Annotated in this window: 14 protein-coding genes; 6 read left to right on the top strand and 8 right to left on the bottom strand. The window is 73.4% G+C overall.

The genetic code is table 11. The features are described from left to right. Positions 1–501: 501 nt before the first annotated feature. The gene (locus H7A69_RS13420; protein ID WP_259346231.1) at positions 502–1,362 is read right to left on the bottom strand and encodes a cytochrome c oxidase assembly protein; all 861 of its coding nucleotides are present in this window, start codon (positions 1,360–1,362) and stop codon (positions 502–504) included. Between the two features lie 248 nt (positions 1,363–1,610). Here H7A69_RS13420 and H7A69_RS13415 point away from each other — a divergent pair, with 248 nt between their 5' ends. Together H7A69_RS13415 and H7A69_RS13410 are read left to right on the top strand one after the other, a co-directional pair. Beyond that, a complete protein-coding gene (locus H7A69_RS13415; RefSeq protein WP_182047447.1) occupies positions 1,611–2,054 on the top strand; it encodes a Fur family transcriptional regulator in 444 nt (147 codons plus the stop codon). 51 nt (positions 2,055–2,105) lie between these two features. Further along, positions 2,106–3,629: a catalase gene (locus H7A69_RS13410; protein ID WP_182047446.1), complete on the top strand. Its 1,524-nt coding sequence runs from the start codon at positions 2,106–2,108 to the stop codon at positions 3,627–3,629. 72 nt (positions 3,630–3,701) lie between these two features. On the opposite strand, the gene H7A69_RS13405 is transcribed toward H7A69_RS13410, so the two are convergent. The 3 genes from H7A69_RS13405 to H7A69_RS13395 form a co-directional block, all read right to left on the bottom strand. Next, positions 3,702–4,268: a GNAT family N-acetyltransferase gene (locus H7A69_RS13405; protein ID WP_182047445.1), complete on the bottom strand. Its 567-nt coding sequence runs from the start codon at positions 4,266–4,268 to the stop codon at positions 3,702–3,704. A gap of 131 nt (positions 4,269–4,399) precedes the next feature. Further along, entirely contained in the window at positions 4,400–5,272 is an 873-nt protein-coding gene (locus H7A69_RS13400; RefSeq protein ID WP_220456260.1) for a VOC family protein, read from the bottom strand. A 52-nt stretch (positions 5,273–5,324) separates the two neighbouring features. Then, on the bottom strand, positions 5,325–6,116 hold the full coding sequence (locus H7A69_RS13395; RefSeq protein WP_182047444.1) for an SDR family oxidoreductase: 792 nt from the start codon (positions 6,114–6,116) through the stop codon (positions 5,325–5,327). A gap of 110 nt (positions 6,117–6,226) precedes the next feature. Between H7A69_RS13395 and H7A69_RS13390 the strand changes: the two genes are divergently transcribed. Further along, positions 6,227–6,781: a hypothetical protein gene (locus H7A69_RS13390; protein ID WP_182047443.1), complete on the top strand. Its 555-nt coding sequence runs from the start codon at positions 6,227–6,229 to the stop codon at positions 6,779–6,781. Continuing rightward, positions 6,778–7,401, top strand: coding sequence for a signal peptidase I (lepB, locus tag H7A69_RS13385; protein ID WP_259346230.1), 624 nt, complete (start codon positions 6,778–6,780; stop codon positions 7,399–7,401). Before H7A69_RS13390 ends, lepB begins: the two co-directional genes overlap by 4 nt. Before the next feature lie 51 nt (positions 7,402–7,452). On the opposite strand, the gene H7A69_RS13380 is transcribed toward lepB, so the two are convergent. Next, positions 7,453–7,773 carry a hypothetical protein gene (locus H7A69_RS13380; protein WP_182047442.1) on the bottom strand — a complete coding sequence of 107 codons (321 nt, stop codon included), beginning with the start codon at positions 7,771–7,773 and terminating at the stop codon, positions 7,453–7,455. A gap of 79 nt (positions 7,774–7,852) precedes the next feature. Between H7A69_RS13380 and H7A69_RS13375 the strand changes: the two genes are divergently transcribed. After that, on the top strand, positions 7,853–9,049 hold the full coding sequence (locus H7A69_RS13375; protein ID WP_182047441.1) for a PP2C family protein-serine/threonine phosphatase: 1,197 nt from the start codon (positions 7,853–7,855) through the stop codon (positions 9,047–9,049). A gap of 81 nt (positions 9,050–9,130) precedes the next feature. On the opposite strand, the gene H7A69_RS13370 is transcribed toward H7A69_RS13375, so the two are convergent. Beyond that, positions 9,131–10,000 carry a phosphoribosylaminoimidazolesuccinocarboxamide synthase gene (locus H7A69_RS13370; protein WP_182047440.1) on the bottom strand — a complete coding sequence of 290 codons (870 nt, stop codon included), beginning with the start codon at positions 9,998–10,000 and terminating at the stop codon, positions 9,131–9,133. Further along, positions 9,997–11,265 (bottom strand): phosphoribosylamine--glycine ligase, encoded by a 1,269-nt coding sequence (gene purD / locus H7A69_RS13365; RefSeq protein ID WP_182047439.1) that lies wholly within the window; start codon positions 11,263–11,265, stop codon positions 9,997–9,999. The genes H7A69_RS13370 and purD overlap by 4 nt, the downstream gene beginning before the upstream one ends. 57 nt (positions 11,266–11,322) lie before the next feature. On the opposite strand from purD, the gene H7A69_RS13360 reads away from it, so the two are divergent. Next, on the top strand, positions 11,323–11,685 hold the full coding sequence (locus H7A69_RS13360) for a sterol carrier family protein (protein WP_182047438.1): 363 nt from the start codon (positions 11,323–11,325) through the stop codon (positions 11,683–11,685). Between the two features lie 287 nt (positions 11,686–11,972). On the opposite strand, the gene H7A69_RS13355 is transcribed toward H7A69_RS13360, so the two are convergent. Beyond that, positions 11,973–14,579, bottom strand: a complete 2,607-nt coding sequence (locus H7A69_RS13355) for a helix-turn-helix transcriptional regulator (RefSeq protein ID WP_182047437.1) — start codon at positions 14,577–14,579, stop codon at positions 11,973–11,975. Positions 14,580–14,700: the final 121 nt, after the last annotated feature.

The raw sequence follows: 14,700 nt of genomic DNA, 5'->3' as shown, positions 1-14,700 counted from the left end.
GATCTGGCCGTCCATCATGCCGCTCATGCAGACGAGTTCGGCGCCGGCCTCGGCCTGGGCGACCAGCACGCCCCGGCGGGTCGGCCGGCCGGTGCGCACGCTGCCGGTGCCGCGCCCGCGACCGCGGAGGACGAGCTCGCGGCGGTCGACCACCACGGCCGGCACGCGGACGCGGACGCCTAGGCCGGCCGGGTCTCCTGGCACACGGGCCCCGAGCCGCTCGGTCGAGCGACCCGGGGCCCCGTCGTCCCGGCCGCCGGCGGCGTGGTCGCCGGCGTGGTCGTCGTCCCGTCGTCCCGGCGGCCCGCGGCGTGGTCGTCGTTCACGACATCGTGCGTGTCGATCGACGCGTGCCGTGTCGTTCGATGCGCACGCAACCGGTGCGTGGGCATCGTGCGACGTCGCACGTGTCGATCGACGCGCGTCTCGTCGCAGAACGCGCGCGACCCGCACGCCGCCCGGCCCGCCCGCCGCACGCCGCCCGCCGCACGCCGGCCCGCGCTACCCCCGCCGCTGCAGGTGCGCCCGGGTGAGCTCGGCCATCTCCTCGTCGGACAGGGCGTCGACGGAGCGGGCCTCGCGGCGGTCGGTCCGCTGCCACCGGACGAAGAGCATCACGAGCACGGGCACGTCGGCGACCTCGGCGATGAACCAGAGCAGGTCGCCCGCCAGGTGCTGGTCGCGCAGCGGCGACGGGAACCACGGCTGCCCCACGGCCTGCACGAGCGACCCGTCGAGCACGTGGTTCGACACCCGCAGTACGATGCCGGGCACCGCGTCGAGCAGCAGCTCCACGAAGGCGAGCAGGAACTCGATCGTCACGAACGTCGAGCTCCGCAGGACCCCGGGTTCGGACAGCGGCGCGAGCAGCGTGAACCCGAGCACCGGCACGAGCACCGTGATGGCCGTCGCGCACACGCCCGACTGCCGGATCGCGGCGGACAGCGGGGTGAGCAGCACCGCGAAGAGCACCAGGCCGACGACGGGGGCGACGATCGCGTTCCCGAGCACCCGCACGGGTCGCGAGCCCATCACCCGGTCGGCGGTCGTGGACCACCGCGCCGGTCCACCGACCCGCAGGAGCGACACCGGGGCGGCGAGGGCGGCGAACGTCGGCACGGCGAAGAAGAGCAGTGCGAGCCGGAGCGTGAAGGCCCACCGGAGCTCCTGGTCGTACCGGCCGACGATGCCGAACTGCAGCACGGCGAAGAGCGCGAGCGCGGCGACGAACGAGGTCGTCCGCCAGGCCGACCACCGTGCCCCGCGTCGCCGTGCCCCCACGAGCCACCACAAGTAGGCCGCGGCGGCGGTCACGAGCAGCACCGCGGCCAGGGGGTCGAGGTGCCAGGTGCTCCAGAACACGTCGGGTTCGGGCGTGGGGTGCCTCCTGGTGGCGCGGCGGGACGGGCGTCGTCATCCTCCGCCCGGAGGCCCTCGGGAGCCTCCCGCGCGGGAGTCCCACCGGTGAGGATCGGCACAGGTGGTCGGCGAGCGGGTGCTCCGACACGCGCGCGTCGCGCATGTTCAGACGACGACCGTGTACGGTGGACGTTGTCTTGATCGATGCAAGAAAATCCATGCAAGCGAACCGATGCGGGAGAGGGGACGCGATGGACGCCGACGCGGATCTGCTGCGGGCCTCGGGTCTGCGGGTCACGGCACCGCGCCTCGCGGTGCTGCGCGCGTCCGCCGCGATGCCGCACGCCACCGCGGACGACATCCTCGGCGCGGTCGCGGCCGAGCTCCCCACGACGAGCCACCAGGCGGTGTACGGGGTGCTCGGCGCCCTGACCGGTGTCGGGCTCGTCCGCCGCATCGAGCCCGCCGGCAGCCCGGCGCGGTACGAGCGACGCACCGGCGACAACCACCACCACGTCGTCTGCACGATGTGCGGCGCGATCGAGGACGTCGACTGCGCGGTCGGTCACGCACCCTGCCTGACGCCCTCGGAGACCCACGGCTTCGCCGTGACGACTGCCGAGGTGACCTACTGGGGCATCTGCGAGCGCTGCGCCGCCGCCGAGCGCGACGACGCCGCGGCCGTCCCCGCCTGAAGCAACCCGAGCATCCCTGACCGAACCAACCGTTCCACCTGAGGAGGAACCGTGTCCGACCAGAACACGACCGGCCCCGCCGGCACCCCCACCACCACGACCAACAGTGGCGCCCCCGTCTCGAGCGACCAGCACTCGATGGGTGTCGGCGCCGACGGCCCCCTCGCCCTGCACGACCACTACCTGGTCGAGAAGCTGGCCCAGTTCAACCGCGAGCGTGTCCCAGAGCGCGTCGTCCACGCGAAGGGCGGCGGTGCGTTCGGCACCTTCACCGTCACGAACGACGTGTCGCAGTACACCCGCGCCGCGTTCCTGCAGCCGGGCAAGCAGACCGAGATGCTCGCCCGCTTCTCGTCGGTCGCCGGCGAGCAGGGCTCCCCGGACACCTGGCGCGACCCCCGCGGCTTCGCGCTGAAGTTCTACACCGAGGAGGGCAACTACGACCTCGTCGGCAACAACACCCCCGTGTTCTTCATCCGCGACGGCATCAAGTTCCCGGACTTCATCCGCTCGCAGAAGCGCCTGTCGGGCTCGCACCTGCGCAACCACGACATGCAGTGGGACTTCTGGACCCTGTCGCCCGAGTCGGCCCACCAGGTCACGTGGCTCATGGGCGACCGCGGCCTGCCGTCGAGCTGGCGCCACATGGACGGCTTCAGCTCGCACACCTACCAGTGGATCAACGCAGAGGGCGAGCGCTTCTGGGTGAAGTACCACTTCGAGACGCAGCAGGGCCACAAGACCCTGACGCAGGAGGACGCCGACCGCATCGCCGGTGAGGACGCGGACTTCCACATCCGCGACCTCTTCGAGGCGATCGAGCGCCGTGACTTCCCGAAGTGGGTCCTCAAGGTGCAGGTCATGCCCTACGAGGACGCCGCGAGCTACCGCTTCAACCCGTTCGACCTGACGAAGGTGTGGCCGCACGCGGACTACCCGCTCATCGAGGTCGGCACGATGGAGCTGAACCGCAACCCGGAGAACTACTTCGCGCAGATCGAGCAGGCCGCGTTCGCGCCGTCGAACTTCGTGCCCGGCATCGCGGCGAGCCCCGACAAGATGCTCCTCGCGCGCATCTTCAGCTACGCGGACGCCCAGCGCTACCGCGTCGGCACGAACCACGCGCAGCTGCCGGTGAACGCCCCGAAGAACGAGGTCCACTCGTACTCGAAGGACGGCGCCATGCGGTTCGACTTCCAGAAGGCCGAGGTGCCGGTGTACGCGCCGAACACCCAGGGCGGTGCCCACGCCGACCCGAACGCCACGGACGACGTGCCCGGCTGGGAGTCCGACGGTGCCCTGCAGCGCGCGGCCGCGACGCTGCACCCGGAGGACGACGACTTCGGCCAGGCCGGCACGATGTACCGCGAGGTCCTCGACGACGCCGCCCGTGAGCGCCTGGTCGGCAACATCGCCGGGCACGTCTCGAAGGTGACGCGCGACGACCTGCTCGAGCGCGTGTTCGCCTACTGGACGAACGTCGACGCCGACCTGGGTGCGCGCGTGCGCGCGGCGGTCGCGCCGAGCGCGCCGGGTTCGAACGAGGACCCGGAGAAGGTCGCCGTCGAGGCGTAGTCGCCACCACACGACGGACTGGAGGCCCGGTGCCAGCTGGCACCGGGCCTCCCGTCCGTCGTCCGGTCGGTCCTAGACCTGCTGGCCGTTGAGCATGATGGGTCCGGCCGGCCAGTCCTCGAGCCGGGCCTCGACCGGCAGGACCATCCAGCCGCCCTGCTCGGTCTCGGTCACGCCGGCGCCGTCCGCGGTGAACGCCGAGAAGGTGCCGACGGCGCCCTCGAGCTCGTGCCAGCCGCAGCGTGCGTAGAAGGGGACGCGGTCCTCGCCGGTGCCGAGGAAGCCGAACGGCACGCGGAGCCCCTCGAGGACGGCGCGCGTCCGGACGAGCAACTCGCGCCCGACGCCCGTGCCCTGCAGCGACGGCGACACCGCGACGATGCCGGTGTCGCCGACGAGGAGGTCCTCGCCGCCGACGGTGACGTACATCCGGCGGATGCCGAGGTGCGCGAGGACGACGCCGTCCGCACCCCACCCGATCACCCGTCGCTCGGGCTGCATGCCGGCGTAGTCCCGGCCGCCCACGTACCAGTGCGACCAGTCCGGGAACGCCTGCCCCAGCATCGCCGCGATCGCCTCGTGGTCGGGGAGCGTCAGCGCGCTCTCCTCGACCACCTCCCACCGGATGTCTTCGCTCACGCGCCCATCCTGCCGGTTCCGTCTGCGCAGCGGTGGGCCGAGGCTCGGCCAGGCGGACAGTTTCGCGTCTGCTCGACCACGAAAGAGTCCGCGGAGCCGAGCATCGGCGCAGACCGCCCGCCCGCGCCGGCTCAGCCGCGACCGGGCGCGGTCACCTCGATGCGGTTCGCCCACGGGTCCTCGAACGCCACGGTCCGGCCGTCGTCGGCGGTCTGCACGCCGGTGTCGTGCATGCGGGACACGAGCGCGCCGAGGTCGTCCGCGCCGGGGACCTCGATCCGGACCAGCCCGAGGCCGAGCCCGAGCTGCCGACGCCCCGCACCGCGGGAGTTCCACGTGTTCATGGCCATGTGGTGGTGGTAGCCGCCCGCACTGACGAACAGCGCCTGGTCACCCATCGCCGCGGTGGTCGCGAAGCCGAGCCGGTCGACGTAGAACGCCTTCGCGGTGGCGACGTCCCCGACCGACAGGTGCACGTGGCCGACCCGCCCCGGGCGCGACGCTGCGGACTCCAGCGCCGAGGACGTCAGGTGCTCCTGCACGAACGCGTTCGGGTCCACGTAGATCGTGGCCATGTCGACCATGCCGTGCGTCCACGACCACTCGGTGCGGTCGCGGTCCCAGTACAGCTCGACGCCGTTGCCCTCGGGGTCCTGGAAGTAGAACGCGTTGCTCACGAGGTGGTCGGCGCTGCCCGTGAAGGTCCGCGGGTACCGCGTCGCGACGGAGTACAGCGCCGCCGCCAGGTCGGCCTGCGTGTCGAACAGGATCGCGGTGTGGAACAGTCCGGCCTCGTGCGGGGACGCGTGCCGCATCGCCGGGGCGTGCTCGAGCACCACGATCGGCGTCGCGCCGCGGCCGAGCACCGCGGTACCGCCGTCGTTCGTCAGGACCTGCAGCCCGACGCCGTCCCGGTAGTAGGCGACCATCGTGTCGAGGTCGGCGACCCGGAGCGTGACGGCGCCCATCCCGGTGTCCGCGGCGAGGAGGTCCTGCGTGTGCATGGCACCAGTGTGCGCCCGAATGGTTGACGCGTCAACCAAATGGGTCAGTGCGCTACTTCGCGCTGAACCCGCCGTCCGTCTTCAGCAGCTGCCCGTTCACCCACCCGCCGTCCGGACCGAGCAGGAACCCGACCAGGGCAGCGGTGTCCGTCGGCATCGAGGGCCGTCCGAGCGGCGTCTGGGCGACCGCGGCCGCGCGGATCTCGTCGGTCATCCACCCGGTGTCGTTCGGTCCCGGGTTGACCAGGTTCGCGCTCACCCGCACGTCGCCGAGCTCGAGCGCCGCCCCGACGATCAACCGGTCGAGCGCGCCCTTGCTCGTGCCGTAGGGCAGGTTGAAGCCGACGTGGTCGCTCGTCAGCGCGACGACGCGACGACGGTCCTCCGGTGCGGCCGCACCCTCGCGGAGGCGTCTGGCGTACGCCTGCACGACCAGGAACGGGGCGCGGACGTTCACGGCCAGGTGCCGGTCCATCGACTCGACCGTCGTGGTCGCGAAGTCCGAGTCGACCGACTCGCAGTGCGACAGCACCACCGCGGTCACGGGCACGCCCGCCTCCGCCTCGGCTCGGCCCACGAGTGCGGCCGCCTGCTCCGCGTCGGCCAGGTCGACCGGGAGGCGCGTGACGCCTGCTCCCGCACGCTCGGCCTCGGCGACGACCGCGTCCACCCCGTCGGGGTCGGCCGCGCCGTGCACGCGTTCGTCGTACGGGCCCCACCAGGACAGGGCGAGGTCCCACCCGTCGGCCGCGAGTCGCGACGCGATCGCGGCACCGATGCCGGCGCGCCGACCGACGCCGGTCACCAGGGCGAGGGGTCGGCTGGTGAGCGGTCCGTGGGTCATGGGTCGTGCCTCCCGTCCGTGCGACGCGACCGTGCGCCGACCCGCCCAGGATGGCACCGCACCCGGTGTCCGGTCGGCGGTACGCGCCGCAGCAGGGCCAGGATGGGAGGATGCCTCGTTCCCGCCCGCCCGTCCGGCCCCGTGAGCGGCGCGGCCGACCCGACCTGTCGACGTTCCCGGTCGAGCGACTGCGCGACCGGTTGTCGTCGTACATCTACGGCAACATCACCGTGCTCGCCGTCGCCATCGCGGTGGACCCGGAGGCGATCCGGCACGGGTCGGCGGTGCTCACGGTCCTGGCGACCGCCGTGCTGACCTACCTGGCGCACGTGCTGTCGCACCTCGTCGCGCACGCCGTCGGCGACAGCGGGGACGACGAGGAACACCGGGAGACGTTCGGCGCGATCGTCCGCGACGCGAACCCCATCGCGACGTCCGGCCTGATCCCCGCCGTGCTCTACGCCGCCGCCTGGGTCGGCTGGCTGCCCGCGCCGTGGGCGCAGACCGCGGCGATCGTCATCCTCGTGGTGCGCATCGGCCTGGTCGGGGTGTTCCTGCAGCGGTTCAGCGGACGGCGGCCGTCGTTCCTCGGACTGTGGGGCGGTGTCGTCCTGGCCGCCGTCGCCTTCGCGATCGGGCTCGTGAAGGTGGTGCTGACGCATTGAGCGGGACGCCGACCGAGCGGGAGCGTCCGCAGCGGTCCGGGTGGCGGTTCGTCCGTGACCTGGCGATCATCGTCGTCGTTGCGCTGCTGGCGTCCTTCCTGGTCAAGGCCTACCTCGTGCGCGCGTTCTCGATCCCGTCCGGGTCGATGGAGCGCACGCTCCTGGTCGGCGACCGGATCCTGGTGAACGAGCTCGTCCCCGGTGTGGTGCCGCTGCGGCGGGGCGACGTCGTAGTGTTCCGGGACCCCGGCGGGTGGCTCCGGGCGGACCAGGGCGACGACCTCGTCAAGCGCGTGGTCGGCCTGCCGGGCGACACCGTCTCGTGCTGCGATGACCGGGGACGGCTCTCCGTGAACGGGCACGCGGTCGATGAGCCGTACGTCGTGCGTGCGCCGGGGTCCGACCGGGTGGCGGCCGAGGACTTCTCGGTCCGGGTGCCGGCCGGGCGCATCTGGGTGATGGGCGACAACCGGTACGACTCGGCGGACTCGCGCGTGCACGGCACCGTCCCGTCGGACGACGTCGTCGGTCGGGCGTTCGTCGTCACGTGGCCGGTCGACCACTGGAGCGTCCTCGGCCGGTACGCGGACGAGTGGGACCGGGTGCCCGACGCCCGCTGACCGGCGGTGCCCACCCGGAGGGCGGAGCCGGTCGTCAGCAGGGCCGGGCCGTCAGCAGCCGGTGGTCGTGAGGGTCACCCGTGCGACGTCCTCGCCGGAGACCGTCGTCCGCACCGGGCACAGGTCCCCCGCCCGCACCGTGACGTCGCCGAGCGGCACCCCCGCGAAGTCCGCCGTGCCGCCCGGGAACACGCGCTGGTGCTCCGAGAGCTTCCCCGTCGCCGCGAAGACCTTCACCTCGTACGGGCGGTCGGCGGCGTCCCGGGACACCGTCACGGCGATCTGTCCGGTCGAGTCGTGCGCGCCGCAGCCGGTCAGCGAGACGGCGCCGAGCACGACGACGGCGAGGGCGAGCAGGGGGCGGCGGAGCACGACGACCAGGCTACGCCGCGCCGCGGCGTCCTCCGTACTGGGGACGGGCGGGATCCCGGCGGACCGGTAGCGTTGGACCATGTACCAGGGGACCTCACCGACCTCCACCGGCACCTCGGCCCAGGCCGTCCGTCGCGCCGCACTCGTCGCCGCGCTCGACGTCGTCGACGGCGGGCCCGAGGAGCGCTTCGAGCGGATCACCCGCATCGCTCGGGAGGCCTTCGGGGTCTCTGGTTCCTTCCTCAACATCGCGGGCGCCGAGGTCCTGACGATCAAGTCGCAGCAGAGCGACGCCGTGTACGGCCCGACCATCCCGCTCGAGGACACCTTCTGCGGTCGCACGCTCGACCAGCTCGGGCCCGTGGTCGTGCCGGACGCGCGCGCCGACGCCCGGTACGCCGACATGCCGATGGTCGTCGAGGACCCGAACGTCCGCTTCTACGCCGGGGTGCCGCTCCGCGTCGGCGAGGACCACGTCAAGGTCGGCACGCTCTGCCTGGTCGACCCGCAGCCGCGCACGCTCGACGACGACGACGTCGCCCTGCTCGAGGAGCTCGGCGTCTGGGCGGAGCGCGAACTCGCCACGGGTGCCGACGAGGACCGGTTGCGCGGCGTCCTCGCCGGGCTGCAGCCCCTGCCGGTCGAGGTCCCCGGGTACCGCCTCGGCGGGATGTCCGTCCCGCACGGCGTCGTGTCCGGCGACCTGCACGAGTGGCACCTGTCCGGCACCGCGCTGCACCTGACCATCGCGGACGTGATGGGCAAGGGCATGGCGGCCGGTCTGCTCGCCGCGACGATCCGCGGAGCCCTGCTCGCACGTCCCGACGAGGACCCCGAGCGGGTGGTGGCTGCCCTCGACGAGCAGGTAGCGCCGGACCTCGGTCGCGCCGAGTCCTTCTCGACGATGTTCACCGGCCGCCTCGACCCCGCGTCCGGGCAGCTCGACTTCGTGGACGCCGGTCACGGCCTGGTGCTGCAGATGCGGGCGGACGGTGCCGAGCGCACGTTGCTCTCGAGTGACCTGCCGATCGGGCTGCACCCGGCTGGGCTGTCCCGGTCGACGGGGTCGCTCGTGCTCGAGCCCGGCGACGTGCTCGTGCTGGTCAGCGACGGCGCGCTCGAGCTCTGGGACTCGACGCTCACGTCGCTCTCGCGCCTCGGGGCGCTCTGGCGGCAGGAGCCGGACATCGACGCGTTCCTCGCCCGGGTGCGCGCCCGCGCGCTCGAGCACGACCCGGGGGACGACCTGACGGTCGTGGTCCTGGCACGCGACTGACGGCCGTCACGACGGCAGCGGACGGACGGGAGGCCCGTGGCGGCGTCGCCACGGGCCTCCCGTCCGTCCGGTGGTCGCCGCTCAGGCGCCCAGGCGCTCGATCAGTTCGGCGTACCGTGCCGCGGTGCGCTCGACGATCTCCGGCGGCAGCACCGGCGGGGTGCCCTGCCGGTCCCAGTGCGCGGTGAGCCAGTCGCGGACGATCTGCTTGTCGAACGAGTCGGTGCGGCCGCCGGAGCGGGCGTCCCAGTAGCGGCTCGAGTCGCTCGTCAGGACCTCGTCGGCGATCCGGATCGTGCCGTCGGCGTCGCGGCCGAACTCGAACTTCGTGTCGGCGATGACGACGTCGTGCTCCCGCGCGATCGCGGCCGCCTCGGCGTAGACGCGGAGGGACAGGTCGCGGAGCGCCTCGGCGTCCGCGCGGCCGACGAGCTCGACGGTCTGCTCGAAGGAGATGTTCTCGTCGTGCTCGCCCTGCGGGGCCTTGTACGCCGGCGTGTAGATCGGCTCGGGGAGCCGGTCGCCCTCGGACAGCCCCGCGGGGAGCGGGACGCCACAGACGCTGCTCGTCTCGCGGTACTCCGCCCAGCCGCTGCCGACGAGGTACCCGCGGACGACGCACTCGACGGGGAACATGTCGAGCGGCAGCACGTGCATCGACCGGGCCGCCACCGACGCGGGCACCGGGGTACCGCCGCCGGCGGGGTCGACGAGGTGGTTCGGGACGTCGGCGATCCGGTCGAACCAGAAGCGCGACAGCCGGGTGAGGAGCTCGCCCTTGCCCGGGATCGGCGGCTCGAGCGCGAAGTCGTAGGCGCTGACGCGGTCGGAGGCGACGAGGAGCAGCTCGGTGGCGCTCGCGACGTCGGCCGTGCCCTCGGGCACGTAGAGCTCGCGGACCTTGCCCGACGACACGTGCCGCCAGCCCGGCAGCTCCGGAGCGGCGGTCACCGGGCGACCTTCGCTGCGATGTCGGTGCGGTACTGCGCGCCCTCGAGCGTGATGTCGGCGATGCCCGCGTAGGCCCGCTCGCGGGCCTCGGCGAAGTCGGAGCCGGTACCGACGACGCTGAGCACCCGGCCCCCGGTCGCGACGAGGTCGCCGTCGAGGACCGCCGTGGCGGCGTGCGCGACGGAGACGCCCTCGCGGGCGTTCGCGGCGTCGACCCCGGTGATGACGCGCCCGGTCCGCGGGTTCTCCGGGTAGCCCTCGCTCGCGAGCACCACGGTGACCGCGACGTCGGCGCTGAAGGTCGGCTCGGGGGCGCCGGCGAGTTGCCCGGTCGCGGCGGCGGTCAGCAGCGCGCTGAGCGGCGTCGTGAGACGGGGGAGCACCACCTGGGTCTCCGGGTCGCCGAAGCGGGCGTTGAACTCGATGACCCGCACGCCCTGCTCGGTGACGATGAGCCCGCAGTAGAGGAGCCCGACGAACGGGGTGCCCTCGTGCTCCAGCCGGCGGACCGTGGGGAGCGCGACGAGCTCGGTGACCTCGGCGACGAAGGCCTGCTCGGACTCCCACCGGTCGGTGAGCCACGGCAGCGGCGAGTAGGCGCCCATGCCCCCGGTGTTCGGCCCGGTGTCGCCGTCGCCGAGGCGCTTGTGGTCCTGCGCGGGGCTCAGCGCGCGGACGTCGTGCCCGTCGCTGAGGAAGAACAGCGAGACCTCTTCGCCGTCGAGGAACTCCTCGACCACGACGGGTCCGTGCTGCAGCCAGTAGGTGGCGTGGTCGACCGCGGCCTGACGGTCCTCGGTGACCAGGACGCCCTTGCCCGCGGCGAGCCCGTCGGCCTTCACCACGTACGGGGCGCCGAGCTCGTCGATCGCGGCGACCGCCTGCTCGACGGTGCCGGCGGGGAGGGGACGGCCGGTCGGCACGCCGGCCTCGGCCATGATCCGCTTCGCGAACGCCTTCGAGCCCTCGAGCTGCGCGGCCGCGCCGCTCGGCCCGAAGACGGGGATGCCCCGGGTGCGCAGGGGGTCGGCGACACCGGCGATGAGCGGGGCCTCGGGGCCGACGACCACGAGCTCGATGCCGTTCTCGATCGCGTACTCCGCGACGAGGGGGCCGTTCGTCGGGTCGAGCGACACCGTCTCCACGTCGGCGGCGATGCCGGCGTTGCCCGGGGCCACCGTGATGACGTGTCCGGCTCCTTCCGCGAGGAGGGCCGTGGTGATCGCGTGCTCGCGGGCACCGGAACCGAGGACGAGGATTCGCACGCGATCACCCTACCGACGTCGACACGCCGCTCGCGATGCGACGGTTAGCCTGGGGACATGCCGCCGAAGAGGATCGAGGACGCCGACGGTCTCGCCGCGCTCGCCGCGGTGCAGGGCGGGTCGACGCTCCGGACCGCCGTCGCGACCGCGGTGCGGTGGACGCTCCAGCGACTGGCCGACGACGTGCCGGGCAACAGCGTCGAGGTGCGGGTGCCGCCCTTCGCGGCCGTGCAGGCCGTGCCGGGTCCACGGCACACCCGTGGGACCCCGCCGAACGTCGTCGAGACGGACGCGACCACGTGGCTGGCGCTCGCCACCGGAGTGCTCCGGTGGGACGACGCGGTGGCGCAGTCCCGGGTCAGTGCGTCCGGGTCGCGAGCGGACCTGGCGGCGTTCCTGCCCGTCCGTACGACTGCCTGACGCCCGCACGGCCGCCTGACGCCCTCGGGCCGACCGGCGGAGCGCGACTGGCCGACCGCTGCGGGGTAGGTAGGTCCTACCGATGTGGTGGACACGAGCCCCTGCGTAACGTGGGTGTCGCCGGGATTCGGACCCGACCCGAACGGGTCCGAACCCGGCGACAGGGTCAAAGGTACGCGACATTTGCCGTCGTCTGTCAACCGTTCCGGCGAGTCGTGGCGCAGATTGCAACGTCCTTGCGTGGTCGACGACGTGATTCCGTACCGGGGTGGAACGTCTTCCGGCAGTCAGCGGTCGGAGCGCAGCGGTCCGCCGAGCATCTCGGCCAGCTCGGACCGCGCGTGCACGTCCCACTTCGCGAACACCCGCGACATGTGCGCGTCGATCGTCCGGACCGACAGGCCGAGCGACTCCGCGATGCGCCGGTTGCTCAGCCCGCTCGCGGCGAGCTCGGCGACCTCGTGCTCCCGGTTCGTCAGCGGCGGGCGCACGTGCCCGGCCGAGACGGCCATGCCGTGCGAAGCCAGGACGCCCTGCGCGGCGATGATCCGCACGCGGTCCCCGGACCGGACGGCGTCGGCGTACGCGACGATCGCGTGCGCCAGGGGACCGTCGACGCGGGCGGCGGCACCGCGCATCCGCGCGAGCGACGCCGAGGTGTCGCGCCCGGTCACCATGTCGTTCGCGTAGTGCAGCGTCTGGGCGTACATGACGGGCAACCACGCCCCGCTCGCCGTCGACCGCTCGGTGATCTCGTCGGCGTGCCGGAGCCCGGCCGGGTTGCCGAGGACGGACTCCGCCCACGCGATCGACACCGCGACCTGCTCGCCGAGGATCCGCATCGCCCGGAGCGGGGTGGTCCTGGCGCGCTCGAGCGCCGCGGTCGCACCCTCGGCGTCGCCGGAGTACGCCAGCGACAACGCCAGCCGCGCCCACGGGTATGCGGCGAAGCCCCCGTGGTCGGCGACGTCGTACCGCTCGCAGGCGGCCGAGAACGCCGTGACCGCGTCCGCCCACCGGCGCTGCCCGATCGCCTGGTTGCCGACTCCGATGAGCTCGAGCGTGAAGTCGTACTTCAGGAAGGGGCTCGACCGCCGGACGGGGATCTCCGTGAGCAGGTCGGCGATGTCCCCGCGCCACACCTGCACCTGGTGCAGGACCGAGACGATCTCGCCGACGCTCCAGGGCGCCTCCTCGACGTGCTCGACGGCGGTCGCGAGGGAGCGCTTCGCCAGGACGGTGGCGTCCTCGAGCCGACCGGCGGTGGCCAGCGCCGTCACCGCGCAGGGGGCGACGCAGAGGAAGGACACCGGGACGGTCGGCTGCTCGAGCACCCGGGAGCGCTCGATCTCCGCGCGGACCTCGGTGAAGCGCCCGCCCCAGCCCAGGTGCGCGAGCCGCAGCAGCCGCAGCCGCTCGGCGGTCGCGGCGTCGACCAGGGGCATCGCCGCGTCGGTCAGCGCGACCGCCGCGTCGACGTCGTCGTCGTGGAACTGCCGGATGTTGGCCAGGGTCTCGCACGCCTCGACGATCGCGGCGTCGTCCACCTCGGTCGACCGCCCGGTCGCGATGCCCCAAGCCGCCTCGGCGTCGCACCGGCCGGCCTCGCGCCCGGTGCTGTACGAGTGCGCGAGCGACCGCAGGCAGTGCACCGTCACCCGTTCGGTGGCGGTCAGCGCGGTCCGGAGCGCGGCGGACGCGAGCGTCACGCCACTCTCGTGCTCCTGCAGCCGCACCGCGACCTGGGTGGCGTCGATCAGCTGCCCGACGGGCGGCAGGACGCCGCACTCGAGCGACCACAGCGCGGCACGCAGACGGGCGGCGGGCGGCGCGCCCTCGGGACGGGTGGTGCGGAAGGCGTTCGCGCGGGCGAAGAGGGTGGTCCGTCGGGCGACCGGCACGAGGCCGCGGACGACCTCGCCCACGAGCGGGTGCGACGGCCGGACGACGGTGGTGCCGTCCTCCGTCGAGTCGACGGCGACCAGGCCGAGCGCGACGACGCGGTCGACGTCCCCGCCGGAGACCATGCCGAGCAGCCGGGCCAGGGGGATCGGGTCGGCGAGGGCCACGATGTCGACGACGTCGCGGAGGTCCTCGGGCAGCGCGCCGAGCTCGGTCCGGTACATGTCCGCCAGGCTGTTCGACGCCGTGATGCGACCGCGCCAATACCACCCGGACGCGGTCTGTTCGAGCGCGCCGGACGCCAGCGCCGCACGGACGACCTCGCGCAGGTACAGCGGGTTGCCCGCGGTCGCCCGGTGCACCCGTTCGGTCGAGGCCGTCTCGAGCTGGGCACCGAGCGCCCGGGCCACGACCTCACCGGTCTCGTGCAGGTCGAGCGGGGCGAGGTCGATGCGTTCGAGCAGGTCGTCCTGCCACAGCGCGCGGAGCGCTTCCGGCAGTGCGGTGAAGTCGCGGCAGGTCAGCACGAGCCGAGCGCCCTGGTCGCGGACCAGCCAAGCGACGTAGCGGGCGGAGACGGCGTCGAGGTGGTCTGCGTCGTCGACCCGGAGCACGACGTCACGGTCCGACAGGTCGTCGACCTCCCGCAGGCGCTGCGCGGCGCCCGCGTCGTCGACCAGGTCGGCCAGACCGGCGGGCAGGTCGCCGAAGCGGTCGGCGACGGCGCTGAACGGCATGGTCCGACCGGACGCCACGGCGGTGATCGGCACGACGACCGTCCGACCCGAGGCGTCGCGACGTGCCACCCGGTCGGTCACCCGCGCGGCCGTGGACGTCTTCCCGAGACCGGGCGCACCGACGAGCGCGACGCTCCACCGGTGCTCGGCGACGACGGACACGGCGCGGTCCTCCTCGCGACGCTGCACGATCGTCCACATCACGCGTCCGGGCGCGGCGGGACGACGACGGCCGTTGATCGACTGTTCGCGCACCCCGTCACCTCCCGTTCGTGGTCGCCCGTACGTCCCCGGTCGAGCGGGTCCGGTGTCCGGGCTCGCACATCGTCCTCGACCGGGCGACCGGCACCCGACGCGCTGCGCGCAGTGGATACCG

The sequence above is a fragment of the Curtobacterium sp. ME26 genome (assembly GCF_903970945.1).
GTDB classification, from domain to species: Bacteria; Actinomycetota; Actinomycetes; order Actinomycetales; family Microbacteriaceae; genus Curtobacterium; species Curtobacterium citri.
The sequence above is the reverse complement of the archived record's forward strand: the minus strand, read 5'-3'. Positions and strand labels throughout refer to the sequence as shown.